General features: G+C 45.5%; 22 protein-coding genes and 1 pseudogene. 18 read left to right on the forward strand and 5 right to left on the reverse strand.

Annotated features, from left to right (window positions below):
- From upp to DQQ01_RS02200, 7 genes are all read left to right on the forward strand, one after another.
- Positions 1-630 carry a uracil phosphoribosyltransferase gene (gene upp, locus DQQ01_RS02165; RefSeq protein WP_111918035.1) on the forward strand — a complete coding sequence of 210 codons (630 nt, stop codon included), beginning with the start codon at positions 1-3 and terminating at the stop codon, positions 628-630.
- Positions 631-642: 12 nt separating this feature from the next.
- Positions 643-1,128: a deoxycytidylate deaminase gene (locus DQQ01_RS02170; RefSeq protein WP_111918037.1), complete on the forward strand. Its 486-nt coding sequence runs from the start codon at positions 643-645 to the stop codon at positions 1,126-1,128.
- Positions 1,129-1,404: 276 nt separating this feature from the next.
- Positions 1,405-1,839, forward strand: coding sequence for an RrF2 family transcriptional regulator (locus tag DQQ01_RS02180; RefSeq protein ID WP_111918041.1), 435 nt, complete (start codon positions 1,405-1,407; stop codon positions 1,837-1,839).
- The gene (locus tag DQQ01_RS02185) at positions 1,829-2,668 is read left to right on the forward strand and encodes a DNA-3-methyladenine glycosylase family protein (RefSeq protein WP_111918043.1); all 840 of its coding nucleotides are present in this window, start codon (positions 1,829-1,831) and stop codon (positions 2,666-2,668) included. Before DQQ01_RS02180 ends, DQQ01_RS02185 begins: the two co-directional genes overlap by 11 nt.
- Positions 2,665-3,591 carry a DUF2156 domain-containing protein gene (locus tag DQQ01_RS02190; protein WP_111918045.1) on the forward strand — a complete coding sequence of 309 codons (927 nt, stop codon included), beginning with the start codon at positions 2,665-2,667 and terminating at the stop codon, positions 3,589-3,591. The genes DQQ01_RS02185 and DQQ01_RS02190 overlap by 4 nt, the downstream gene beginning before the upstream one ends.
- Positions 3,592-3,614: 23 nt before the next feature.
- A complete protein-coding gene (locus tag DQQ01_RS02195; RefSeq protein WP_111918047.1) occupies positions 3,615-4,658 on the forward strand; it encodes a GNAT family N-acetyltransferase in 1,044 nt (347 codons plus the stop codon).
- A gap of 80 nt (positions 4,659-4,738) precedes the next feature.
- On the forward strand, positions 4,739-6,340 hold the full coding sequence (locus DQQ01_RS02200) for a xylulokinase (RefSeq protein WP_111918049.1): 1,602 nt from the start codon (positions 4,739-4,741) through the stop codon (positions 6,338-6,340).
- 85 nt (positions 6,341-6,425) lie between these two features.
- On the opposite strand, the gene DQQ01_RS02205 is transcribed toward DQQ01_RS02200, so the two are convergent.
- The gene (locus DQQ01_RS02205) at positions 6,426-7,490 is read right to left on the reverse strand and encodes an acyltransferase family protein (RefSeq protein ID WP_111918051.1); all 1,065 of its coding nucleotides are present in this window, start codon (positions 7,488-7,490) and stop codon (positions 6,426-6,428) included.
- Between the two features lie 221 nt (positions 7,491-7,711).
- Between DQQ01_RS02205 and DQQ01_RS02210 the strand changes: the two genes are divergently transcribed.
- On the forward strand, positions 7,712-9,223 hold the full coding sequence (locus tag DQQ01_RS02210) for a CapA family protein (RefSeq protein WP_111918053.1): 1,512 nt from the start codon (positions 7,712-7,714) through the stop codon (positions 9,221-9,223).
- A 15-nt stretch (positions 9,224-9,238) separates the two neighbouring features.
- Here DQQ01_RS02210 and DQQ01_RS02215 read toward each other — a convergent pair whose 3' ends face one another.
- Positions 9,239-9,445 carry a GTPase gene (locus tag DQQ01_RS02215; RefSeq protein WP_111918055.1) on the reverse strand — a complete coding sequence of 69 codons (207 nt, stop codon included), beginning with the start codon at positions 9,443-9,445 and terminating at the stop codon, positions 9,239-9,241.
- A 133-nt stretch (positions 9,446-9,578) separates the two neighbouring features.
- Here DQQ01_RS02215 and DQQ01_RS02220 point away from each other — a divergent pair, with 133 nt between their 5' ends.
- Together DQQ01_RS02220 and ybaK are read left to right on the forward strand one after the other, a co-directional pair.
- Positions 9,579-10,922 (forward strand): MATE family efflux transporter, encoded by a 1,344-nt coding sequence (locus DQQ01_RS02220; RefSeq protein WP_111918057.1) that lies wholly within the window; start codon positions 9,579-9,581, stop codon positions 10,920-10,922.
- 15 nt (positions 10,923-10,937) lie between these two features.
- A complete protein-coding gene (ybaK, locus tag DQQ01_RS02225; RefSeq protein ID WP_111918059.1) occupies positions 10,938-11,429 on the forward strand; it encodes a Cys-tRNA(Pro) deacylase in 492 nt (163 codons plus the stop codon).
- 38 nt (positions 11,430-11,467) lie between these two features.
- Here the strand turns inward: ybaK and DQQ01_RS02230 are convergent, their stop codons facing one another.
- Positions 11,468-12,715, reverse strand: a complete 1,248-nt coding sequence (locus tag DQQ01_RS02230; RefSeq protein WP_111918061.1) for a MerR family transcriptional regulator — start codon at positions 12,713-12,715, stop codon at positions 11,468-11,470.
- A gap of 170 nt (positions 12,716-12,885) precedes the next feature.
- On the opposite strand from DQQ01_RS02230, the gene hisD reads away from it, so the two are divergent.
- Complete coding sequence (hisD, locus tag DQQ01_RS02235) at positions 12,886-14,151, forward strand: histidinol dehydrogenase (protein WP_111918063.1); 1,266 nt, start codon at positions 12,886-12,888, stop codon at positions 14,149-14,151.
- A gap of 33 nt (positions 14,152-14,184) precedes the next feature.
- Here the strand turns inward: hisD and DQQ01_RS02240 are convergent, their stop codons facing one another.
- Positions 14,185-14,463, reverse strand: coding sequence for a type II toxin-antitoxin system HicB family antitoxin (locus tag DQQ01_RS02240; RefSeq protein ID WP_111918065.1), 279 nt, complete (start codon positions 14,461-14,463; stop codon positions 14,185-14,187).
- A 154-nt stretch (positions 14,464-14,617) separates the two neighbouring features.
- Between DQQ01_RS02240 and DQQ01_RS02245 the strand changes: the two genes are divergently transcribed.
- The 4 genes from DQQ01_RS02245 to DQQ01_RS02260 are packed head-to-tail and all read left to right on the forward strand — an operon-like array spanning position 14,618 to position 19,298.
- Positions 14,618-15,391, forward strand: a complete 774-nt coding sequence (locus DQQ01_RS02245) for a class I SAM-dependent DNA methyltransferase (protein ID WP_111918067.1) — start codon at positions 14,618-14,620, stop codon at positions 15,389-15,391.
- A gap of 39 nt (positions 15,392-15,430) precedes the next feature.
- Positions 15,431-16,312: an Hsp33 family molecular chaperone HslO gene (hslO, locus tag DQQ01_RS02250; protein ID WP_111918069.1), complete on the forward strand. Its 882-nt coding sequence runs from the start codon at positions 15,431-15,433 to the stop codon at positions 16,310-16,312.
- 43 nt (positions 16,313-16,355) lie between these two features.
- Complete coding sequence (locus tag DQQ01_RS02255; protein ID WP_111918071.1) at positions 16,356-18,266, forward strand: NAD(+) synthase; 1,911 nt, start codon at positions 16,356-16,358, stop codon at positions 18,264-18,266.
- Positions 18,267-18,326: 60 nt separating this feature from the next.
- On the forward strand, positions 18,327-19,298 hold the full coding sequence (locus DQQ01_RS02260; RefSeq protein ID WP_111920803.1) for a Gfo/Idh/MocA family protein: 972 nt from the start codon (positions 18,327-18,329) through the stop codon (positions 19,296-19,298).
- 97 nt (positions 19,299-19,395) lie between these two features.
- On the opposite strand, the pseudogene DQQ01_RS02265 reads toward DQQ01_RS02260, so the two are convergent.
- A pseudogene (locus DQQ01_RS02265) lies at positions 19,396-19,828 on the reverse strand (hypothetical protein).
- A 184-nt stretch (positions 19,829-20,012) separates the two neighbouring features.
- Here DQQ01_RS02265 and DQQ01_RS16830 point away from each other — a divergent pair.
- From DQQ01_RS16830 to addB, 3 genes are read left to right on the forward strand one after another with little or no spacing between them, the layout of a single operon-like run.
- A complete protein-coding gene (locus DQQ01_RS16830; RefSeq protein ID WP_278278165.1) occupies positions 20,013-20,468 on the forward strand; it encodes an HAD-IIB family hydrolase in 456 nt (151 codons plus the stop codon).
- Between the two features lie 7 nt (positions 20,469-20,475).
- Entirely contained in the window at positions 20,476-20,820 is a 345-nt protein-coding gene (locus DQQ01_RS16835) for an HAD-IIB family hydrolase (RefSeq protein ID WP_278278166.1), read from the forward strand.
- 19 nt (positions 20,821-20,839) lie between these two features.
- Positions 20,840-24,259: a helicase-exonuclease AddAB subunit AddB gene (gene addB / locus DQQ01_RS02275; protein ID WP_111918073.1), complete on the forward strand. Its 3,420-nt coding sequence runs from the start codon at positions 20,840-20,842 to the stop codon at positions 24,257-24,259.

Raw genomic sequence — 24,259 nt, forward strand, 5'->3', positions numbered from 1 at the left:
ATGGCAAAAGTATTAGTTATGGAGCACCCGCTGATTCAGCACAAAATCGGAATTATCCGCAGAAAATCCACAAGCTCAAAGGAATTTCGGGAGCTGGTAAGTGAAGTTGCCATGTTCATGGCTTATGAGGCAACCAGAGAGCTGAAACTTGCTGATGTGGAAATTGAAACACCGATTACAAAAACAACGGTAAAAGAGCTGGCGGGAAAGAAAATGGCAGTTGTGCCGATTCTCCGCGCAGGTCTTGGCATGGTAGAAGGTATGCTGACCATGGTACCGGCTGCAAAGGTGGGGCATATCGGACTTTACCGCGACCCGGAAACCTTAAAGCCGGTGGAATATTACTGCAAGCTTCCGGCTGACTGCGGAGAGAGAGAGGTTTTCGTTACAGACCCAATGCTGGCAACCGGCGGTTCTGCTGTGGCAGCCATTACCATGCTGAAGGAAAAGGGCGTAAAAAACATTCATTTTATGTGTATTCTGGCAGCGCCGGAAGGTGTAAAAGCGCTGTCTGAGGCGCACCCGGACGTGGATATTTATATTGGGGCCCTGGATGACCACTTAAATGACCACGGCTACATTGTACCGGGACTTGGAGATGCAGGAGATCGTATTTTTGGAACAAAATAAGAGGTGAAGGGTATGAAGGGAAAACGAGATGGATATATTTCATGGGACGAGTATTTTATGGGCGTGGCAAAGCTTTCAGGCATGCGCTCCAAAGACCCCCATTCTCAGGTAGGAGCGTGTATTGTCAGCCAGGACAATAAGATTCTGTCCATGGGATATAACGGATTTCCTATGGGGTGTTCGGATGATGAGTTTCCCTGGGCAAGAGAAGGGGACGAGCTGGATACCAAATATTTTTATGTGACCCACAGTGAGCTGAATGCGATTTTGAATTACAGAGGCGGCTCTTTAGAGGGGGCAAAGCTATATGTGTCCCTGTTTCCCTGCAATGAATGTGCGAAAGCCATTATTCAGGCAGGAATTAAAACCATTGTCTACGAATGTGACAAGTATGCGGATTCTCCGGCAGTAAAGGCATCCAAGCGTATGCTGGACGCGGCGGGAGTCCGTTATTATCAGTACACCCATACCGGCAGAAAGCTGGAACTGGAAGTGTAAGCATGTAAGACAGGAGAAAATCCCGGCAGCGGTTTTGCCGTAAGACGTATGTCTGTCCGTGAACAGGGATAGTCATAAAACAGAAACCGCTGCCTGTGGGATTTCAGATTTTTTCTATTTTTTCTTTCTTTTTCTGAGTAGAATATCAAAAATATTCCATTTTTCTTTTTTTCAGAAAGTTCCCCGTTTTCTATAGAAGCATTATGAATCCATAAAACATATTGAAATACTAGGTTAATTTGAGTATAATCGGACATGTGGAGGAAATAAGACAAGATGAAAATTTCAACAAAAGGAAGATATGCCATTCGCCTGATGCTGGATTTGGCAACCAATAATTCCGGCAATCCCATACGTCTGAAGGACGCGGCAGCCAGACAGGGAATTTCCGAAAAGTATCTGGAACAGATTATCAGCGTATTGAATAAGGCAGGGTATGTGCGAAGTATCCGCGGACCTCAGGGAGGTTATATGCTGCAGCGGGCGCCAGAAGAATATACCGTAGGCATGATCCTGCGGCTTACAGAGGGCAGCCTTGCGCCGGTGGAATGTGCGGAAGAAGAATTTGCAGCCTGCAGCAGGGGAAATGAATGCGTAACCAGAATACTCTGGAAAAAACTCAATGATGCCATAAACAGTGTGGTAGATGAGGTTACTTTGGAAGATTTAATCAGCTGGCAGGCAGCAAAGGCGGACGAGTATGTCATATAAGAAGATAAAAAAGACAGTGAAAAACTTTAATATAGAGGAAATCTGCAATTCCGGTCAGTGCTTCCGCATGGAAGCCATGGAAAACGGAAGGTACAGAGTTCTGGCAAAGGACCGCTGTCTGGAAATAGAACAAAAGGGAGAGGTCTGTACCTTTTTCTGTGAAGAGGCAGATTTTGAAACTTTTTGGAAGCCCTACTTTGATTTGGAAAGAGATTATGCCCTCTGTATTTCTAAAATTCCGGCAGAGGATTTGTATTTGACAAGGGCTGCCAGATTTGGAAGCGGTATTCGGATTTTGAAGCAGGATTTATGGGAAATGATTGTTTCCTTTTTGATTTCCCAGCAGAATAATATTGTGAGAATCCGGCGGTGCATTCAAAATATCTGTGAGAAATACGGAGAAGAAAGGCCGGATATGTATGGAAATACTTATTACAGTTTTCCCAAGCCGGAGGTTCTGGCAGAACTGGACGAGGACGAACTGAAAGCCTGTAATCTGGGCTACCGCAGCAAATATGTGGTGCGGACGGCGAGAAGCGTGGTAACGGAAGAAATCAATCTGGAGAAGGTGGCAAAAATGGATTATGCTGCCGCAAAGGAGGAGCTTTTAAAGCTGTTTGGCGTGGGAGAAAAGGTGGCAGACTGTATTTGTCTGTTTGCCTTGCATCAGATGCAGGCGTTTCCTGTGGATACCCATATCCGTCAGGCGCTGGAGCAGAATTATGCAGACGGTTTTCCCATGGAACAATATGAAGGTATGCAGGGAATCCTGCAGCAGTATATTTTTTATTATGAGCTGAAAGGCAAGAAAGAACAGGAGAACGTATGAAGTTAGAATTTAAACCCATTGATGTGGAAGCGATTGAGGAATTGAATCCTTATTTTTGTAAACGTCCCAATAAGACCTGTGACAGTGTGCTTTTGGACAGTTATTTATGGAGAATTTATTATCAGGTGCGCTATGCAGTCAGCGATAATAAGGCGATACAGTGGTTGATGGAACACGAAGGCGTGGTAAGCAGCGCCATGCCCATTTGTGAAGAACAGGATTTGGAACATTATTTTGAGGAGCTTGTACGTTATTTTAACGAAGAGCTGCACAAGCCTCTGATTATCAACCTGGCTGATGAAGAAGCTGTGAAGGCGTTAAAGCTGGAAGAGCAGACAGACCGCTTTCTGGTAACAGAGCAGGAAGATTTAAAGGATTATTTATATGACGGAGAGAAACTGCGTACCCTTTCCGGGAAAAAGCTGCATAAAAAGAAAAACAACCTGAATTCTTTTATGAAAAATTATGAAGGCAGGTTTGAGTACCGCAGTCTTTGTTGCTCAGACCGAGATGATGTGTGGAAATTTCTGGACAGATGGAGAGAGGCAAAAGGAGAGGAAACCGAGGAGCATCTGGACTATGAGGTGCATGGAATTCACGATATCCTGAAAAACTGTTCCAGCTTTCAGGTGCGTATGGGCGGTGTGTATATTGATGATAAACTGGAGGCCTTTACCATTGGAAGTTATAATTCCTTTGAGGATATGGCGGTGATTCATATTGAAAAGGCAAATCCGGAAATCAGAGGTCTGTATCAGTATATTAACCAGCAGTTTTTAGTCCATGAATTCCCGGAAGTGCATTTAATTAACAGAGAGGACGACCTGGGAATCGAAGGTTTAAGGAAGGCCAAAATGTCCTACAATCCACTGGATTTTGCACGGAAATACGAAATCCGGCAGATTGATTTTCAGGGAGAATAAGGTCTTGGAAAGGAGCGGATAAGATGCTTCATTATTTAAATAAAGAGGAAAAGAACCGAAGCAGAGAGCTTTGGGAACAGGCGTTTCCGGAAGATTCGGATTGTTTCCGGGATTATTATTATACAGAGAAGACCAGGGATAACAGGCTGCTGGTTCTGGAAGAGGGGGGACAGATTCTGTCCATGCTGCATCGCAATCCCTATCTGCTCCAGACGGGAGAAAAAACGGCGGTTTGCGATTATATTGTAGGCGTGGCAACGGACAAAAACAGCAGAAGAAAGGGCTATATGAGGCAGCTTATGGAAAAGGCGCTGAAGGATATGAGAGAGGAGGGCATGCCCTTCTGTTTTCTCATGCCTGCCTTTGAAGCCCTGTATCTGCCTTTTGATTTTACTTATATTTATAAAAAGCAGAGCCGGGAGCTGCAACAGGAGAAATTCTCCAATCTGCAGCTTAGAAGAGCGGAGAACAGAGATTTGCAGGCAGCCGCTGCTTATATGGAAGCCTGGCTTTCCAAAAGATATGAGGTCTATGCCAAAAGAGATTTCTCCTATATAGAAAGACTGAAAAGAGAAATCGAAAGTGAAAACGGCTGTCTGGAGCTTTTGTTTGAAAAAGATACCCTTGCGGGAATGAAGGCTTACTGGGGAATGGACAAGCCGGAGGAAAGACTGCTGTTTTGTGAAGAAAATTACAGTCGGCTTCAGGGAGAAGCTACTCCTGCCATTATGGGAAGAATTGTCAATCTGCCGGAGTTTCTTTCCTGTATCCGTTTAAGAGAAACGGCGGAAAAGGAGGAATATACGGTAATTTTGGGGGTTGAGGACAGAATTTTACCGGAAAATGCAGGCCTTTGGAAATGGACGCTCAACCGGAGCAGCTCTGGGGCAAAAAGGATTTGCCCAAAAGCAGAGGAGAAGTCAGAGAGCAAAGAAAAGGCAGATATTTCCCTTGAGATTTCAGAGATTACAGCCTGGCTTTTCGGGTATTCTGTTCCGGATTCCCTGGGAGTCTGGAGAGAGCGGATCCGTCCGTTTTGCGGCGTATTTTTAGACGAGATTGTGTGAAAAACAAGTAGCATTACAACCGTACAAGTATGTATAATAGAGGTTAAGAAGAATTCGTAAGCCATAAGGAGGTTACATACATGAGTTTGGAAGCAAATAAAAGTACGGTAGTAAACGGAAAGGCGGTTCTGGGTATTGAGATGGGCTCTACCAGAATCAAGGCAGTTCTGGTAAATGAGAAAAATGAACCTATTGCATCAGGAAGCCATGAATGGGAAAATCAGTTGGTAAATAATATCTGGACTTACAGTGAGGAAGCAATTTGGAAGGGAATCCAGGACAGCTATCAGGACATGGTAAGAGATGTAAAGGAAAAATACGGCGTACCGGTAAAAAAACTGGCTGCATTGGGTTTCAGCGCAATGATGCATGGTTATATGCCCTTTGATAAAGCAGGAAATCTCATGGTGCCCTTCCGTACCTGGAGAAACACCATGACCGAGCAGGCAAGTGAAGAGTTGACACAGCTTTTTGCCTACCATATTCCTCAGAGATGGAGCATTGCACACCTGTATCAGGCAATCTTAAACAAAGAAGAGCATGTAAAGGATATTGACTTTATGACAACTCTGGAGGGCTATGTACACTGGAAATTAACAGGGGAAAAGGTACTTGGTGTAGGAGAAGCCTCAGGAATGTTCCCTGTAGATATGAATATCCGTAATTATGACAAAAAGAGAATGGAGCAGTTTGATGAGTTGACAGCGCCTTACCATTTTCCGTGGAAACTGGAGGATATTCTGCCAAAGGTGCTCCTGGCAGGAGAAGAGGCAGGAAGACTGACCGAGGAAGGTGTGAAATTGCTGGATATTACAGGAGAGCTGGAAGCAGGCGTACCGCTTTGTCCGCCGGAAGGCGATGCCGGAACCGGTATGGTGGCAACCAACAGTGTGGCGCAGCGTACGGGAAATGTGTCTGCCGGAACTTCTGTGTTTGCCATGGTGGTTCTGGAAAAAGAGCTGTCTAAGGTATATCCGGAGATTGATTTGGTAACAACTCCTACCGGGAATCTGGTGGCAATGGTACACTGCAACAACTGTACCTCTGACTTGAATGCCTGGGTGGGAATTTTTAAAGAATTTGCGGAAAGCATGGGCATAAAGGTGGACATGAACCGGCTTTTTGAAACCCTGTACAGAAAGGCAATGGAAGGGGACGCAGATTGCGGCGGACTTTTGGCGTACAATTATTTCTCAGGCGAGCATATTACAGGATTTGAAGAAGGACGCCCCATGTTTGTCCGTACACCGGAGAGTAAATTTAATCTGGCGAACTTTATGAGAGTGCATCTTTTTACTGCTCTTGGCGCACTGAAAACAGGTATGGATATTCTGTTAAAAGAAGAGGGCGTAAAGCTGGATAAAATTCTGGGACACGGCGGTTTGTTTAAGACAAAAGGTGTGGGACAGAATCTTTTAGCAGGCGCAATCAACACCCCTGTTTCTGTTATGGAAACAGCAGGAGAGGGCGGCGCCTGGGGCATTGCAGTGCTGGCATCTTATCTGGTGAATAAAGAGGAAAATGAAACTCTGGAGCAATATCTGGACAACAAGGTTTTCGCAGGACAGGAAGGCGTGGAAGTACAGCCGGACGAAAGAGATGTAAAGGGCTTTGACGCCTTTATGGAGAAATATGCGGCAGGACTTGCCATTGAGAGAGCTGCTGTAGATCATCTGAAATAAGAAAAAAGAAATAGGAAATAAAAAAGACTGCCCCGTGCAGCGCATATCAGGAATATTTCTGATTGCTGCTTCACGAGGCAGTTTTTTATGGCGCCATTCCTTTTTTGAATCGGGTAAGGAATGGAAAACTTCCCGGTCGCGTTGGCCTTTTGAAAGAACCGGGCAGTTTTGGCAGTCTGGGAAGAGATACCTGCACAGAGGATACGGCATTTACAAACCGGGTTGGCAGATTCCCTGCCAGCAAAAAGGTAAGCGCCACACAGGAAACCAGAAGCAGAGCCGTTTCTCCGGGAGTATTTATGCTTTTAAGCAATGGTGTTTCCTTCAGCGCACTGTAAATCATTCCGTGGAACAGGTAAATCGGCATGGTGCGGACACCCAGCACAGAGAAAAAGTGCTGTTTCCGTGGAATAAACGCACACAGGGCAAACAGCGCCAAAAAGGAAATCGCATAGCAGCCTGCCCGAACCAGAAGCCCCTCTATGCCGGGCATGTTCATATCCTGATAAGAATATCTGCCGTAAAAAATAAAGGTGGTCAGTTCTGTACCGGAAAGGGCAGTCAATCCCAAAAACAGAGCTACAAAGGCAGACAGACCAAAAGTAAGGGCTTTCCAGTGCCTGCGCAGGGCTTCAAACCAGCTTTCCTGAAAATAGTAGCCTGCAAGGAAAAAGGGGTAGAACACCAGCGTCCTTGGAATACTGAAAAAGTTGCCAAGTTCCGTAAATCCAACAAGCAGTCCTGCAGTAAAAGCAATAAACATATTTCCCGGTATTTTCCGAACATATGGAGTCAGGACTCTCCAGAAAAACAGAGCCATGAGATACCACAGGGAAAATTTAGGACGGTTTAAATATAGCCCAGTTTCCTTATGTATAATGAAAACATACAGAAAATAGTATAAAAATTCGTAGACAAAATAAGGAATCACCAGCTTCTGAATCAGCTTTTCAAAGCCCATGTCTTTTTTGGAAAAGAAGCCTGAGATAAAAATAAAGGCAGGCATATGGAAGGAAAAGATAATCCATTTCAGCGCTTCCAGAAAAGCATTGTTGGTGTGGCAGGGCTCAATGAAATGTCCTGTGACAACCAGCAGAATCAACAGGGCTTTGTAATTGTCTAAAAAATAATTTCTTGATTTCGTTGACATAATCTTCACTTTCATATTATTATGAGTAGTATAGTTCATAAATGAGCAATAAATTGTTCATAATTTTAACATGGAAACTATCATACAACTGATTTTTAAGAATTGCAAATAGAAAAAAATAAGGATAGAATCGCACTTTTCGTATATTTTTCTATAAAAAGAAAAGACGGAAGTGCAAAAAACCATAGATTTGTAAAAAGAAGCAGAGAAAGGACAGGACTATGAGTGAACGTCGTACAAGAAGAGAACGGGAAGAAGAGGAAAGAAGATTAGAACTGGAAAGACGCAGAAGAATTGCAAGAGCAAGAAAAAGACGTCAGCAGGTCAGACGCCGGAAACTGATGCTTGCCGGAACAGGCCTGGTTCTGCTCATCGCAGGGGTAACTGCGGTAGGCTTTGCCATACATGGAAAAATAGAAGCAAAAAAGGAAAAAGAAGCCCAGCAGCAGCAAAAAGAGGCGGAAGCAAAGAAAAAGGCAGAGGAAGAGCAGAATACCTTACATATGGTTGCGGCAGGGGATAATCTTATTCACGATGCCATTATTGACGCAGGGAAAGAAAATGACTGGAATTTTGATTTCCTGTATAAAAATGTAAAAGATATTATCAAAGATGCGGATTTGGCGTCTGTAAATCAGGAAACCCCTTTTGTGAAAAGCCATGAGGAAGCAGCAGGGTATCCTGATTTTGCCACGCCCACAGAGGTAGGCGACGCGCTGGTAAAGGCGGGCTTTGACATTGTGACACAGGCCACCGAGCATGCTTTTGACCAGCAGGAGGACGGTATTGCGGCTTCGGTATCCTTCTGGACAAAGAATTATCCAAAGGTATCTCTTCTGGGTATTCACAGCAAGGAAGAAGAGCGGTATCAGATTCTTGAGAAGAAAAACTTTAAGGTGGCGGTGATGAATTACAGCTGTATGCTAAGTGAGAATCACAGTATCCCTGAGGACGAAGAATATATGGTGGATACCTATTCCGAGAAAAGAGTTGCCGCTGATTTGGAAAGCGCGAAAAAAGAAGCAGATGTTACCATTGTATATCTGCACGGAGGAAAATCAGACACGCCGGAGCCGGACGAAAAGCTGCAGACGAGAATTGATTTTCTGGCAGAGGAGGGTGCAGACATTGTAATTGCCTCTCACCCGCATATTTTGAAGGGATATGAACTGAGAGAAAGACCGGATGGGGAGGATATGCTGGTATATTATTCTCTGGGAAATTTTGTCAGCAATCAGTCTTCGCTGGAAAACCTGCTGGGCGGTCTGGCAGATTTCACCTTAAAGAAAGATGCAAAGACAGGGGAAGTGACTATTGAAGACTATGGTCTGATTCCGGTAGTTATGCATTATAATTCTGATTATACAGAAGTCGGAGTGTACCAACTGGAGGACTATACAGAGGTTCTGGCAAAGGACCATGGTATCCATGAGGTAAATGAAGAGGCAACCTTTAGCCGGGCGGCTCTTGAGAGCGCGGCGGCAAAAATCGGGGAGCTGACCGTGGGAAGCAGTCTGTCTGATGAGGACGGGGACAGCGGGGATTCTGACAGCAAGGACAGCAGCCGGAATACAGACGGTGATTCTGACAGCGAGGACGGCAGCCGGAGTACAGACGGCGATTCCGATGACGAAGACAGCAGTCAGAGTGCAGGCGATGATTCTGATGGGGAGAACCGCAGTCGAAATACAGATGGCAGTTCAGACAGTGACGGGGAACAGGACTACGAATAAAAGTTCATCAACGTTTTAATCCTTTGTTTTTTCCACATAGCAGTCCGGGGAATAGGGCAGAATTGCCTTGTAGGAATTTAATTCTCCCTGGGTTTGGGGCAGTGTGGGAATCATGCCTGTGGCTTCCGTAGTGGCGCAGCCGTCCAGGTCGTTTGTAGATGTGGCTTCTACCCGGTATTTATCCTGGGAAGCCGCATCTTTTTTGCTGTTTTTCTGTTCCATAATAACACCTCCTGAAAGATAGAAAATCTGTGTGTTGTATAGTATGGCGGAAAAGAGAAAAATTATACGGATTGACAAATTTTTGTGAAATGACTATCCTGTATAAGGTATAAAAAAAGAAGAGGTATAGAAAATGGAAAAAACTGAAAATGTAATGGGAACGAAAAAGGTACTTCCTCTTTTGGTTTCCATGTCTGTGCCGCCTATGATTTCCATGCTGATTCAGGCACTTTATAATATAGTAGACAGCATGTATGTGGCAAGGGTCAGCGAGGACGCCCTGACTGCGGTGTCTATTGCGTTTCCCTTGCAGAATCTGATTATTGCCGTGTCCTGCGGTTTTGGAATCGGCTTAAATGCCTGCGTGGCAAGAGCCTTAGGGGCAAAAGACGAAAAGGAAGTAAAGTCAGCGGCTGCCCATGGATTCTGGTTCTGTGGGGTTCACTGGCTGCTGTTTGTGTTGATGGGACTGTTTCTCACAGGACCGTTTTTAAGAGGATTTACGGATAATCCTGAAATCTATAAAATGAGTTGTCAGTATACCCGGATTGTGCTTTGCTTTAGTATTGGAAGTATGTATCATCTGTATTCTGAAAAACTGTTTCAGGCAACGGGAAATATGGTCTTGCCTATGATTTTCCAGGGCGTGGGGGCCGTGTTTAATATTATCTTAGACCCGATTCTTATTTTTGGCTGGTTCGGTCTGCCTGCCATGGGCGTGTCAGGCGCAGCCATTGCCACAGTGGCGTCCCAGATTCTGGCGGGAATCCTGTCTATGACATTTTTTGTGAAGAAGTGCAAAGAGGTTCCCATTTGTTTAAAGGGATTTCGGCTGGACAAAACCATGCTGTGGAAGATTTACACAGTGGGAATTCCCTCTGCCATAATGATGTCCCTGCCGTCTGTGCTGGTGGCAGCTTTAAACTCTGTGCTGGCAGCCTTTTCTGCCACAGCCATTGCCGTGTTCGGGCTGTATATTAAGATTCAGACCTTTGTATACATGCCTGCCAATGGCGTGATACAGGGAATGCGCCCGATTATGAGCTATAATTACGGGGCAAAAAACCGAAAGAGAATGAAGGAAACCTTAAAGGCGAGTATTCAGGTTACAGGTGTGATTATGGCGTTGGGTACAGTGCTGTTTCTGGCATTTCCCCAGGTAATTATGAAATTGTTTGACGCTAATGAGGAAATGATGAAAATCGGTGTTCCCATGCTGCGTATTATTGCAGCCGGATTTCTGATTTCTACGGTTGGCTGCGTGTTATCCGGTGCGTTTGAGGCGCTGGGAAAGGGAGTACAGTCCCTCATAGTTTCTCTTTTGCGCCAGTTGGTGATTATTATCCCTCTTTCTGTGATTCTGGCAAAAACCATGGGGCTTTTTGGCGTGTGGATTACCTTCCCTGTGGCAGAATTTCTGGCAGCCGCAGTGGGCTGTGTGCTGTACGGAAGGTTTATGAAAAAGCTGACACTATAAATAGGAGGCGAAAAAATGGGTAAGCATAAGGAAAAGGAAATCAAGACAAACGCCATGCGTATCCTGGAAAAGAACAAGGTGCCTTATGAAGTGCTGCAGTATGAATGCGACGAGTTTATTGACGGTCTGCATACAGCTGAAAAAACAGGTGCGCCTGTGGAACAGTCCTTTAAGACTCTTGTGGTGCAGGGGAAGAGCCGGGAGTATTATGTGCTGGTGATTCCCATTGCAGAGGAGGTGGACTTCAAGATTGCTGCAAAGGCAGTAGGGGAGAAGTCTGTGGAAATGATTCATGTGAAGGATATTAATAAGGTGACGGGATATGTCCGGGGCGGCTGCAGTCCTCTGGGTATGAAAAAGCAGTATACAACCGTGATTCACGAAAGCGCACAGGACTTTGATGAGATTTATGTAAGCGGCGGGAGAATCGGAACAACCTTAAAGCTGTCACCCAAAAAGCTGGCTGAGGTGACAGGGGCGAGGTTTTGTGAGATTACGGCGAAATAAACAGGATATAGAAAAAAAGAGAGAACTTTCAGGAGATTTTATCTTCCCGAAAGTTCTCTTTTTCCATGATATGGAAGAAGGTGCATTTTTTCGCCCTTTACATGAAATCCGAATCCAAGATTGTTTCCGGAATCTGTGGTGCAGCCGCAGTCTTCCTCATACAGCAGTTTAAATCCATTTTTCCTTAATTCTTCCCGGAAATAGCGGAGATTGAAATTGTTTTCCGAGCATTCCGGATACTGGCTCAAAAGCAGCTTCATGGATTTGGCAGCATGCTCAAAATAAAAATAAGTGCCAATCAGGTCTGCGTCTTTTTTCAGATAAGGCAGAAGTCGTTCATACAGAAAGCTGTTATGATAAAAGTTGTGCTCATTGGCAGCAAAAAAATCCAGGTGCACGTCAATGCATTCCGGCTTCAGGGGAAAGCGGGTGCTGCTGTCCGCCAGATACAAAATATTCAAATCCGGGCGCTGTTTTTCAATGAGATGCTTGTACATCAGCAGAGTTTCCGGGTATTTGTCAATCACAAGATACAGGCTGTCTTCCGGGAGGGCAGCCAGATGATTGTGCATGAAAAACCAGGCATTGATATAAGTTTCCGCAATCACCTTTCCGCGGAGATTTGTTTCCTCCATTTGCTTTAACATCTGCTGATAAGAGCGTTCAAACATGGTGATAAGCTCAGGAGGCAAATCCTTGTACAGTTCTCTGGTAATGTCCGGGGTATCGTGCAGGCTGGTATTTTTGTTTGGCGTCATGAGGATTCCGTTCTGAATCTGAGCCTGATAGCCGCAGCTGCAGGAAAGAGTGCCGCTGTAGAGAAAACGGGAATTCATCTCCACATCTTTCAGGGACAGAGGACTGCCGCACACAGGACAACACAAAAGAGGCAGGGCGGAAACAGGAACGCCTGTCTGAGGAATTTTGTCAGACTGATTTTCTTTTAAAGCTGCAATCTTTTTATCCAGTTGTTGGATAATTTCCTGTTTCCGGTTGATTTCCTGCAGGCAAAATTCCTGCTTTCCCTCATAAACAGCCTTTAATTCTTCGATGTCCTGGGAATCTGCAAGTCCGGAAATACGTTTGAGAGAAAGCAGCATATGAATTTCCCGGAGGGTAAAATCCAACTCTTTTAATTCCAGAATCCATTCCAAATCCTGAAGCACAGTTTTATTAAAAATATATTGTCCCCTGGGCTTTGGGGGAACTAAAAGCCCGTAATTAATATAATAATAAAGGTTATCCACAGAAATGTGGTATTGTCTGGATACTTCACCGATACGCATAAAAGAAACCTCCTGTTTTCTTAAAATCACTGTAGCATAAATCTGGAGTATACTCAAGGTTTTCGAAAAATATCCGGGAAAAAGACAGTTGACACAGGGGAAGCTAAAGGTTTTACAATTTTGCCAGAAAGAAGAACAGGAATCATAGATTGGAACAGGAGTGTGGGAATATGAAAATTTTAAAAGAGGCAGCAAAGAGAACAGAAGAGGACAGGAGAAATCTTACAGAAACGGTAAGTTGCATGATAGAGGAAGTAAGAAGCAAAAAAGACGAGGCTTTAAGAAAATACAATCTGCAGTTTGACGGCTGCACCAGAGAAACGCTCCGGATAAGCCGGAAAGAAATTCAGAAAGCATACAACCAGCTTACTTCTCAGGAAATCGAGGATTTAAGAACAGCGGCAGCTAATATAAGGGCGTTTGCAAAGGCGCAGAGAGAAACCATAAGACCGTTGACAAATTTCAGTCCCATGCCGGGGATTTTTCTGGGACACAGGATTATTCCGGTGGAATCCTGCTGCTGTTATGTGCCGGGAGGAAATTATCCCCTGTATTCTACTGCCCTGATGTTAATTATTCCTGCCAAAACAGCAGGGGTGAAGCGGGTAGCAGCCTGCTCTCCGGTGATGAAGGGGACGAATGAGATAAATCCTAAAACTTTAGTAGCCATGGACATTGCGGGAGCAGACGAAATTTACGCTGTGGGAGGCGCTCAGGCAGTAGCTGCGTTTTCTTATGGGACAGAGGAAATTCCGGCTGTGGATATGATTGTGGGACCCGGAAACCGTTTTGTGACAGAAGCGAAGCGTCAGTGCTATGGGCAGGTTGGAATTGATTTTGTAGCAGGTCCAAGCGAAGTAATGGTACTGGCAGATGGCAGCGGCACGCCGGAGGTGGTGGCAGCAGACTTATTGGCACAGTCTGAGCATGACCCCAATGCAAAGGGCATTCTGGTAACTACAGATGAAACATTTGCTAAAAAAGTCATGGCAGCAGTGGAAAAGGAATTGTGCCTGCTTTCTACTGCAGAAATCGCAGAAAAATCCTGGAATACTTTTGGAGAGGTGCTTCTGGCTGAAAGTGAAGAAGAGATGGCAGAACTGGCAAATGCCTATGCCCCGGAGCACCTGGAAATAAATATGCAGAATCCACAGGAAATGGCAGATAATCTGTATAATTACGGCTCTCTCTTTATCGGTGAAAATACGGCAGAGGTTTTCGGGGATTATGCTTCCGGAACGAATCACACCCTTCCTACCCTCCGAGCTGCCCGCTATACCGGAGGCGTTTGGGTTGGAACCTTCTTAAAAACCTGTACTTACCAGAGTATGACAAAGGAGGCCATGAAAGAATTGGCGCCCCTGGTAGCCAGACTAGCAGAAGGCGAGGGTCTGATGGGGCATGCAGAGGCAGCAAAAGTTCGGGAAAAGAAATAGAAAAAGAAACAAAAAATAAAAGCAAAGGCTGGGTCATTCGTCCCAGCCTTCATAGAATCGGATATTTACGGAAATATTCCGTACCACATCTCCGTCCTGCAAATCCATATCACTTTCATCTGACACGGAAGGAAGATTGCAGTCTTCTTCCGAAAGCTCCAGGCTCAGCCAGTTATAAGCAGCCTCGTTGGCATTGTCTACTGCGTCTTCCAGGGTGTCGCCTTTTGCATAGCAGCATTCCAGGTCAGGGAAATGCCCCTCATATGTTCCGTCTTCTGTTTTGCGGAAAACCGCAGGATATATAAATTTCATGAAAAAACTCCTCTCGTTCCTGTTATGAATAAATGTAAGATGCTTCTTTAAGGAGTATATAATAAATTTTAGAATGGGACAAGGGAAAATGTTTACACAACCCCGCATTTCGTGATAGTATGAATTGGAATTGAAAGTAAAGGAGGAATCCCTTATGGGTTCTTACGAAAGTTTTGCAAGGGTATATGACTTATTTATGGACAATATCCCCTATGACGAATGGTGTGGCTATCTCATCGGACTGCTGAAGGAATATAATATAGACGATGGGCTTGTGCTGGAACTGGGCTGCGGCACCGGAAGCGTGACAGAGCGGCTGTCTGCGGCGGGATATGACATGATAGGGATAGACAATTCCATGGATATGCTGGAAATTGCCATGGAAAAAAAGGAAGAGAGTGGGAAAGATATCCTCTATCTTCTTCAGGATATGCGGGAGTTTGAGCTTTATGGAACTGTGAAGGCTGTGGTGTCTATTTGCGACAGTATGAATTATATTACAGAAGAGGAAGATCTTTTGGAAGTCTTTCGTCTTGTGAATAATTATCTGGATCCGAGAGGTATTTTCATTTTTGACATGAATACAAAGTATAAATATGAGGAGATTCTGGGGGAAAATACCATCGCGGAAAACAGGGAGGACGCCAGCTTTATCTGGGATAATTATTATGATGAGGAAGAGCAGATCAATGAATACGAGTTGGCTCTGTTTATTCCAGAGGAACATAAGGACGAAGTGCTGTACCGGAAATATGAGGAAGTGCATTATCAGAGAGCCTATGACCTGGAAGTTGTAAAGGGGCTTTTGGAACAGGCGGGAATGGAATTTGTCACAGTTTATGACGCCTTTACACGGAAGGCTCCGGGGGCAGACAGCCAGAGAGTGTATATTATAGCCAGAGAAAAAGGCAAACACCCGGAAAAATAAAGAGAACGAAAAAGAAATGAAGAAACAAGGAGATACAAAATGGGAGATTATATAGTAAGAGCAACTGCGGCAAACAGCCAGATTCGTGCGTTTGCGGCAACAACAAGAGATTTGGTGGAGTATGCAAGAGCCGCCCATAACACAAGTCCGGTAGCAACAGCAGCCTTGGGACGCCTTTTGACAGGCGGCGCCATGATGGGCGTTATGATGAAGGGAGAGAAGGACCTTCTGACCTTGCAGGTAAAGGCAGGCGGCCCCTTAAACGGCATGACTGTGACAGCGGATTCCAAAGGAAACGTAAAGGGCTATGTAGGGAATCCGAATGTGGTGCTTCACGCCAATGACAAAGGGAAACTGGACGTTGCAGGAGCGGTAGGCGTTGGTTTTATGAATGTAATTAAGGATATGGGATTAAAAGAGCCTTATATGGGACAGACGGTTCTGCAGACCAGTGAAATTGCCGAGGATTTGACCTATTACTTCGCAACCAGCGAGCAGGTTCCCTCCTCTGTAGGACTGGGGGTTTTAATGGAAAAGGACAACACGGTAAAACAGGCAGGCGGTTTCATTATTCAGCTCATGCCTTTTACAGAGGAGGCGGTTATCAGCCAGTTGGAGGAAAGCCTGAAAGATATCACTTCCGTAACGGCTCTGCTGGAAGAGGGACACACACCGGAAAGTCTTCTTGAAACCATTTTAAAGGGCTTTGATGTGGAATTTACAGAAAAAATCCCCACACAGTTTTATTGTAACTGTTCCAAAGAACGGCTAGAAAGAGCCTTAATCAGTATCGGAAAAAAAGACATTCAGGAAATGATTGACGATGGAGAAAGCATTGAGATGAACTGTCATTTCTGTAATAAGAATTATAACTTTACCGTGGAAGAACTGAAAAAAATTCTGAAGGAATGTAAACGATAACAGGTAAAAGAGGCAAGGAAAAGCAGGAAAGGTTTGGTGCAAAATGAAAGACGGATTCATAAAAGTGGCAGCCGCAACACCGGATATTCAGGTGGCAGACTGTGTGCATAACACCGGAGAAATTATAAAAAAGGCAAAAGAGATGAGCGAACAGGGCGCAGGGATTATGGTGTTCCCGGAGCTTTGTATTACGGGCTATACCTGTCAGGATTTATTTTATGAGGATACGCTTCTGACTGCGGCAAGGGAAGGGCTTTTAAGGGCAGCAGAGGAGTTAAAGGACGTTCCGGGGCTGATTTTTGTAGGGCTTCCTCTGGAGGTTCGGGGAAAGCTTTATAATACGGCAGCTGTGCTGAATAACGGTGAGCTTCTGGGAATTGTGCCAAAGCAGTATCTGCCAAATTACGGGGAGTTTTATGAAGCCCGTCATTTTGTTCCGGGAGGGGACAATGTGGATTATATTTCCATAGGAGATGTTCAGGTACCATTTGGAACCAGACTTTTGTTTACCTGTGAGGATTTGCCGGGACTTACCGTAGCGGCGGAAATCTGCGAAGATTTGTGGGCAGCCTGCCCGCCAAGCGTAGAACATGCCATAGCAGGCGCCAATGTGATTGTGAATCTGTCTGCCAGTGATGAAACAGCGGGAAAAACAGAATACCGCAGAAATCTGGTAAAGGGACAGTCTGCAAGGCTTTTGTGCGGATATATCTATGCCACAGCCGGAAACGGGGAGTCCACCCAGGATTTGGTTTTCGGAGGACAGAATTTAATCTGCGAGGACGGAAGAATTCTTTCCGAAGCGCCTTTGTTTGAAAACAAGACCATTTATGGGGTTCTGGATATTCAGAAGCTGAGAGGGGAGAGAAGACGGATTTCTACATGGAAACCGGAGATGAGCGATTCTTATCTTAGGATTCCTTTCCGCCTTCCCAAAAAGGAAACAGGGCTTACAGGCTGCTTTTCTCAGAATCCCTTTGTGCCTGAGAACCCGGAGGAAAGAGCGAGCCGATTCCGGGAGATTTTAGACATTCAGGCAATGGGACTGAAAAAGCGATTGGAGCATACTCACTGTAAGACAGCAGTGCTGGGAATTTCAGGAGGACTGGATTCTACCCTTGCTCTTTTGGTAACAGCCAGAGCCATGGATTTTATGGGAATGGACAGAAAGCAGATTGTGGCAGTTACCATGCCTTGCTTCGGAACCACGGACAGAACCTATACCAATGCCTGTGAGCTGACCAGACGCCTCGGGGCAGAGCTTTTAGAAGTGGATATTAAAAAAGCAGTGCTGCAGCACTTTGAAGATATTGGACAAGACCCCTCCGTGCATGACGTCACTTATGAAAATGCACAGGCAAGAGAGCGTACCCAGGTGATTATGGATATTGCCAATCAGCGTGGCGGTATGGTCATCGGAACCGGGGATTTGTCGGAACTGGCGCTTGGCTGGGCAACCTACAATGGCGACCATATGTCCATGTATGGGGTGAACGGTTCTGTGCCCAAAACCCTGGTGCGCTACCTGGTGCGTTATTATGCGGAAACCTGTGGGGAAAAGGAACTGGGGGAAATCCTTATGGACGTGTTGGATACCCCGGTAAGCCCGGAGCTTCTGCCTCCTGAGGACGGAGTGATTTCTCAGAAAACAGAGGATTTGGTAGGGCCGTATGAGCTGCACGACTTTTTCCTTTATTATATCCTGCGGTTCCATTTTTCACCTTCTAAGATTTATCGTATGGCAAAGGCAGCCTTTAAAGGTGCGTATGATGAAGAAACCATTTTAAAATGGCTGAAAAAGTTTTACTGGAGATTTTTCTCGCAGCAGTTTAAGCGTTCCTGTCTTCCGGACGGACCAAAGGTGGGCAGCGTGGCAGTTTCACCGAGAGGGGATTTGCGTATGCCAAGCGATGCCTGTGTAAAGGTCTGGATTGATGAGATAGAAAATCTGTAGTGGTAAAAGGGGGTTAAAAGGCGTTATGCCTGAAAGAGAGGTATTTCAACTATGGAAAAACTGAGAGTGGGAATTTTAAGTACTGGAAGTATTGCGGCAACGATGGCAAAAACCATTGAGCAGATGCAGGAAGCAGAGGTTTGTGCCGTTGCATCGCGAAATCAGGAGAAGGCAGAGCAGTTTGCACAGAGATTCCGTATTCCCAGAGCATACGGTTCTTATGGAGAACTGGCAAAGGACGAATCCATTGATGTGGTGTATGTGGCAACGCCCATGTCCGAACATTACGAAAATGTAAAACTGCTTCTTGAAAACGGCAGAAATGTGCTTTGCGAAAAGTCCTTCGCCTTAAATGAAAAACAGGCAGAGGAAATGCTGAGGCTGGCGAAGGAAAAGAACCTGCTTCTGACAGAAGCAATCTGGGTGCGGTACATGCCCATGTGGAAAACCCTGCGTCAGGTGCTGGATTCCGGGATTATCGGCGAGCCTATGACCGTTACGGCAAATCTTTGCTATCTTATAGACCAGGTACCGCGGCTTATGGAATTGAGCCTTGGGGGAGGCGCGCTTTTGGACGTGGGCGTTTACGTACTGAATTTTGCTTCTCTGGTGTTTGGCGATGATATTCAGGATATTACCACAACTGCAATTATGACGGAGGGCGGCGTGGACGCACAAAACAGCATAACCTTTAGCTATCCCGGCGGAAAAATGGCAGTGCTCAACAGTTCTCTTCGGGTGCTTTCTGACCGGAAGGGTGTGATTTACGGCACAAAGGGATATGCAATTGTGGAAAATATTAATAATTTTGAGTCCATTGCCGTATACAATCAGGACAGAGAGCAGATAGCTTTTTATGAGCAGCCCACTCAGATTTCCGGTTATGAATATGAGGTTCTGGTATGTAAGGAAGCATTGGAAAAAGGTTGGAAGGAATGCCCGGATATGCCCCATGAGGAAACCCTTCAGATTATGAGACAGATGGATAAAATCCGGGAAAAATGGGGTATGAAATACCCCCGGGAAGTGTAAGGCGGAATAAAAATACAGAAAATAAAAAAGGGCTGCTCCGCGAAGCACAGAGATTATCTTAAGGCTTCGTGGAACAGCTTTTTTGATGCAGCGTTTTTTATTTCCGCGCTTTGTCAAGCGCCTTTTCAATGGCGTCTAAAAGCATCATAGAGGTGTATTTGTTTTCCTCTGTGTAAGTAATATGTTCCGTGGACTGGGTTTCACAAATCTGGTCAGAAAGCGCGTCCAGGGCGGGCTGCATCAGGGGATACATGGCAGTCGTGGTTTCGCTTAGGTTTACAAGAGAAATGGAGTTGATATGGTTTTCGTCCACAGTCACCTCTACATCAAAGGTATTGTCATTTAAAGTAATGGGACTTGCATACACACCGGCGTGATACACAGCTTCGGCACTGGCCGTATCCGTGCCTTTGTTTTTTCCGAACATCAGAAAGAGTACCACAGCCAGTACAATAGCCAGTACCACAAAAAATACCCGTATAAATGACTTCCTTCATATGTAATACAACAATTTTGGTTTTTGAGCTCATGGCTGCACCTCCTGCATTCCTTTTTATAACATATTACAGAAGGAAAAGAAATATTCCTGATACAGTGAAAAATAAGTTTCCGGATCCACATGGCAAATTCTTCTGATTTCTAATCACGGATTGGCATTTAAAAAGGGGTATGCTATTATGGAAAGTAAGAAAAAGAAAACAGGAGAACACGAAGATGAGTTATAAATTATTAGTTTTAGATATAGATGGAACCGTAACAAACGCAAAGAAGGAAGTTACAGAAAAGACAAGACAGGCCATTATTCATTTGCAGGAGAGAGGGATTCCGGTTGCTATTGCTTCCGGCAGACCTTCTCAAGGTGTGCAGAAGGTGGCAAAAACACTGGAGTTGGATCGCTTTGGAAGTTATATTATGCCTTTTAACGGTGCCCGGATTTTGAACTTTAAGACAGGGGAATGTGTGTATGAGAAAACCCTTCCCCTTCATCTGCCTGCAAGACTGTGGAGGGACGCGCTGGATAATGGAATTGGCATTATTACTTATCAGAATGATGAGATTCTTTCCGGAACAGAGCCGGATAAATATATGACAATCGAGGCAGATATCAACCAGCTTCCCATTGTGCATAAAAAAGGATTTCGGGACTTATGTAAACTTTCCGGTAAATAAATGCCTGATGACGGGAGAACCTCAGGATTTGGAAGCCCTGGAACCTTTGCTGGCGCAGAAATACTGCCATGAAGCCCAGGTTTTCCGTTCAGAGCCGTATTTTCTGGAAATTACTCCGAAAAATGTGGATAAGGCGTATTGTCTCCGGCATCTTCTGGAGATTCTGGGAATCAAAAGAGAAGAAATGGTGTGCTGCGGCGATGGATTTAATGATGTGTCCATGATTCAGTACGCAGGTCTGGGCGTGGCAATGGCAAATGCCCAGGAGAGAGTAAAGGAAGTGGCAGATTACATTACCCGGTGTGACAATGACCATGACGGCATTGCCGAGGTAATTGAGAAATTTTTCTGATTTCCGAAAGGAGGAGCAAATGGCGCTACAGTTTATCTTCGGACCCTCCGGTTCGGGGAAATCCCATTATATTTACAGCAAAATCATACAGGAATCCATGGAGCATCCCAAAAGACAGTATCTGGTGCTGGTTCCTGAGCAGTTTACCATGCAGACCCAGAAGGAGCTGGTGGAAATGCACCCCCAAAAGGGTATTATGAATATTGACGTTTTAAGCTTTGAGCGTCTGGCTTTCCGCGTTCTGGAAGAGGTGGGAGAAAACCAGAGAGAGCTTTTGGAGGAAACCGGGAAAAGTATGGTACTGCGTCGGGTTGCCCAGGAGAAGAGAAGGGAATTAAAGGTTCTGGGGAGCAAAATGGAAAAGCAGGGCTATGTGTCCCAGATGAAAAGTATGGTATCAGAGCTGCGGCAGTACGAAATCGGAGCTTCAGATTTGGAGGAACTTTTGGAGGACTTGCAGGACCGCCCGGAATTATACTACAAATTAAAGGACATGCAGGTTTTATATAAGGGCTTTTTTGACTATCTGGAAGGGAATTTTATTACCCAGGAAGAGGTTCTGGACGTACTTGGCCGTGTGGCGGAAAAATCCCGGAAGTTAAAGGACAGTGTAGTAGTTCTGGACGGCTATACCGGTTTTACACCTATACAGCAGCAGCTTTTGGAAAAGCTTCTGCAAATCTCCAGCCAGGTCTATGTCACAGTTACCATGGGAACAGGGGAAGACCCTTATCAGCCGGGTAGCCCTCATCAGTTGTTTTATTTGAGTAAACAGACAGTGGGGAGATTATGCAGGCTTGCACAGGAGCATGGAATATATTGGGACGAGCAGTGGCTGCCCCTGAAGGGAGAGCCTTATCAGGGAAGGTTTGCAGAAAGCCGCCCCCTTGATTTTCTGGAGAAGCATCTGTTTCGTTACCCCAGAAAAAGTTATGGTAGAAAACAGCAGACTGTGTATATCCGGGAATCTTTAAATCCGGCGCAGGAAATGGAAGAAACAGCAGGCATGATTCGCTCTCTGGTACGCACGCAAGGGTACCGTTATCGGGATTTTGCCGTGATTACCGGGGATATGGAGGTCTACGCCCCTGCTGCAGCCAGAGCCTTTGAAAAATATCATATTCCCTGCTTTCTTGACCAGAAGCACACGGTCTTTATGAATCCCTTTGTGGAATATATCCGGGCTGCTGTGGATCTGGTGGCGGAATCCTTTAGCTATGAGAGCGTTTTCCGGCTTCTCCGGTGCGGGCTTACGGACATTACAGAGGAAGAAACAGATCGGCTGGAAAATTATGTGGTTGCCATGGGAATCCGGGGATTTGCAGCCTGGAACCGGGAATGGGTGCGAACCTATCGTGGACAAAGTCCTGAAGAATGTGTATTACTCAATGAAATTCGTACCCGGCTTGTGGATTTGTGGACACCTTTTTACACAGAAATGCGAAAAAAGGGCGCCAGTATCACAGATTATGCCAAAGCCCTGTACCAATATATCTGCAGCAGCCATATTCAGGAAAAAATGCGGGGTTATGAGGAAAAATTTCGTGAGGAAGAGAATCTGTCCATGGTAAAGGAGTACAGCCAGATTTATAAAATTGTTATGGATTTGCTGGATAAGCTGGTGGAAATTCTGGGAGAAAAGCAGGTGCGGCTTCAGGAGTTTAAGGAGATTTTAGACGCAGGGCTTTTGGAGGCAAAGGTGGGAATCGTACCGCCGACTTCAGACCAGGTGTTAGTGGGGGATATGGAACGAACCCGCTTAAAGGATATTAAGATGCTGTTTTTTGCAGGAGTCAATGAAGGGAAAATTCCAAAGGAAACTCAGGCAGGAAAACTTCTTTCTGATATGAACCGGGAGGAAATGCAGGAAGCATTAGAAAAGCGGGGACTGTCCCTGGCGCCTACGGCAAAGGAAGCGCTGTATACTCAGAAGTTTTATCTGTATCTGAACCTGACAAAGCCCAGTGAGAGAGTCTATCTTTCCTACAGCCGTTTAAGCAGCAGCGGGGAAGCCCTGTCCCCGTCTTTTCTTATCTCTCAGATAGAGAGTCTGTTTCCAGACGCAAGAGAAGGGGGACAGACGTTTCTTTACCGGGAAAGTATTTCCGGGGCTTTGGAAAAACTGTCCGGGGAGCTGCACCAGAGCCGGAAGGAATCCCCTGTTTTTGAAGAGCTGATGAACTGGTTTGGCAGTCAGAAGGAATGGGAGGCAGTGATAAAAGGTCTGATTCACGCAGCCTTTTACGAAAATCCTCAGGACGCCATCAGCAGAGGGACGGCCCATGCCCTTTACGGCACAGAGTTGGAAAACAGCGCCACCAGACTGGAGCAGTTTGCAAAATGTGCATGCTCACACTTTCTTTCCTATGGTCTGGCGCTGCGGGAAAGGGTGCGGTATGAGTTCAGTATGGCTGATTTGGGAACCCTTTTGCACAACAGTCTGGATCTGTTTGCCAGAAAGGTTCGTGAGCAGGGCAGGAAATGGGTGGATTTACAGGACAGCGAGCGCGATGCCCTGGCCGAGGCCTGTGTAGATGAGGTAGTAGAAAAATCCGGGGAAACCATTCTTATGAGCAGCGCCAGAAACGCCTATACGGTAAATCGGGCAAAGCGTATGGTAAAGCGCAGTGTATGGGCGCTGCAGTGGCAGCTTCGGCAGGGAGAGTTTTATCCTGCGCTTACAGAGTGGGCATTTGGCCCGGCAGATAAAATAGACAGTCTTCATTTTTCCCTGGGAGAGGGAGAGGAGCTGCAGCTTCGCGGCCGTATTGACCGTGTGGACGTGTGCAGGGGCGAGGACAATCAGCTTTACGTCAAGGTGATTGACTATAAATCCGGGGCGACAAAGCTGGATTTATTAAAGGTCTACTATGGTCTGCAGCTTCAGCTTGCCTTGTATCTGGGCGCTGCCATGGAGCTGGAAGAGAAACGCTTTCCGAAAAATCAGGTAAGGCCTGCCGGTATTTTTTATTATAATGTAAAAGATCCGGTATTAAACCAGGAGGATATAAAAAATCCGGAGCATCCGGAGCTGGATTTCTTAAAAAAACTGAAAATGGACGGTCTTGCAGGGGCAGAGCCGGAAATTCTGGAAAAATTGGACAAAAGTCTGGCAGGAGGGAAAAGTACGGAATCTCTGGCAGTTCCGGTAAAATACACGGCAAAAGGCGGATTTTCCAGCAATTCCAAGGTGGCGAGCCAGGAACAGTTTCAGGATATGCTGCGGTTTGTAAACTGTAAGGCAAGGGAAATCGGAGAAAAGATTCTGGGAGGAAATACGGAAGTAAATCCCTTTGAGCAGCAAAACGACAATGCCTGCGTTTACTGTCCCTATAGAAATGTGTGCGGCTTTGACGAAAAAATTCCGGGATACCGCTACAGGCGGCTGGTTCCTTACAAGACAGAGGAAATCTGGGAAAAAATGAAAGGAGAGGTTTAA

Origin of the sequence: Blautia argi, from assembly GCF_003287895.1 — a bacterium.
In the GTDB taxonomy this organism is placed as follows: domain Bacteria; phylum Bacillota; class Clostridia; order Lachnospirales; family Lachnospiraceae; genus Blautia; species Blautia argi.

Coding starts and splice junctions, on each gene's coding strand:
- DQQ01_RS02205 (WP_111918051.1), bottom strand. CDS start 7,490: ATGTCAACGAAATCAAGAAATTATTTTTTAGACAATTACAAAGCCCTG.
- DQQ01_RS02245 (WP_111918067.1), top strand. CDS start 14,618: ATGGGTTCTTACGAAAGTTTTGCAAGGGTATATGACTTATTTATGGAC.
- DQQ01_RS16830 (WP_278278165.1), top strand. CDS start 20,013: ATGAGTTATAAATTATTAGTTTTAGATATAGATGGAACCGTAACAAAC.
- DQQ01_RS02170 (WP_111918037.1), top strand. CDS start 643: ATGAAGGGAAAACGAGATGGATATATTTCATGGGACGAGTATTTTATG.
- DQQ01_RS02220 (WP_111918057.1), top strand. CDS start 9,579: ATGGAAAAAACTGAAAATGTAATGGGAACGAAAAAGGTACTTCCTCTT.
- DQQ01_RS02190 (WP_111918045.1), top strand. CDS start 2,665: ATGAAGTTAGAATTTAAACCCATTGATGTGGAAGCGATTGAGGAATTG.
- hslO (WP_111918069.1), top strand. CDS start 15,431: ATGGGAGATTATATAGTAAGAGCAACTGCGGCAAACAGCCAGATTCGT.
- upp (WP_111918035.1), top strand. CDS start 1: ATGGCAAAAGTATTAGTTATGGAGCACCCGCTGATTCAGCACAAAATC.
- DQQ01_RS02230 (WP_111918061.1), bottom strand. CDS start 12,715: ATGCGTATCGGTGAAGTATCCAGACAATACCACATTTCTGTGGATAAC.
- DQQ01_RS02185 (WP_111918043.1), top strand. CDS start 1,829: ATGTCATATAAGAAGATAAAAAAGACAGTGAAAAACTTTAATATAGAG.
- DQQ01_RS02180 (WP_111918041.1), top strand. CDS start 1,405: ATGAAAATTTCAACAAAAGGAAGATATGCCATTCGCCTGATGCTGGAT.
- DQQ01_RS02210 (WP_111918053.1), top strand. CDS start 7,712: ATGAGTGAACGTCGTACAAGAAGAGAACGGGAAGAAGAGGAAAGAAGA.
- DQQ01_RS02255 (WP_111918071.1), top strand. CDS start 16,356: ATGAAAGACGGATTCATAAAAGTGGCAGCCGCAACACCGGATATTCAG.
- DQQ01_RS02240 (WP_111918065.1), bottom strand. CDS start 14,463: ATGAAATTTATATATCCTGCGGTTTTCCGCAAAACAGAAGACGGAACA.
- DQQ01_RS02195 (WP_111918047.1), top strand. CDS start 3,615: ATGCTTCATTATTTAAATAAAGAGGAAAAGAACCGAAGCAGAGAGCTT.
- DQQ01_RS02215 (WP_111918055.1), bottom strand. CDS start 9,445: ATGGAACAGAAAAACAGCAAAAAAGATGCGGCTTCCCAGGATAAATAC.
- DQQ01_RS02200 (WP_111918049.1), top strand. CDS start 4,739: ATGAGTTTGGAAGCAAATAAAAGTACGGTAGTAAACGGAAAGGCGGTT.
- ybaK (WP_111918059.1), top strand. CDS start 10,938: ATGGGTAAGCATAAGGAAAAGGAAATCAAGACAAACGCCATGCGTATC.
- hisD (WP_111918063.1), top strand. CDS start 12,886: ATGAAAATTTTAAAAGAGGCAGCAAAGAGAACAGAAGAGGACAGGAGA.
- DQQ01_RS16835 (WP_278278166.1), top strand. CDS start 20,476: ATGACGGGAGAACCTCAGGATTTGGAAGCCCTGGAACCTTTGCTGGCG.
- addB (WP_111918073.1), top strand. CDS start 20,840: ATGGCGCTACAGTTTATCTTCGGACCCTCCGGTTCGGGGAAATCCCAT.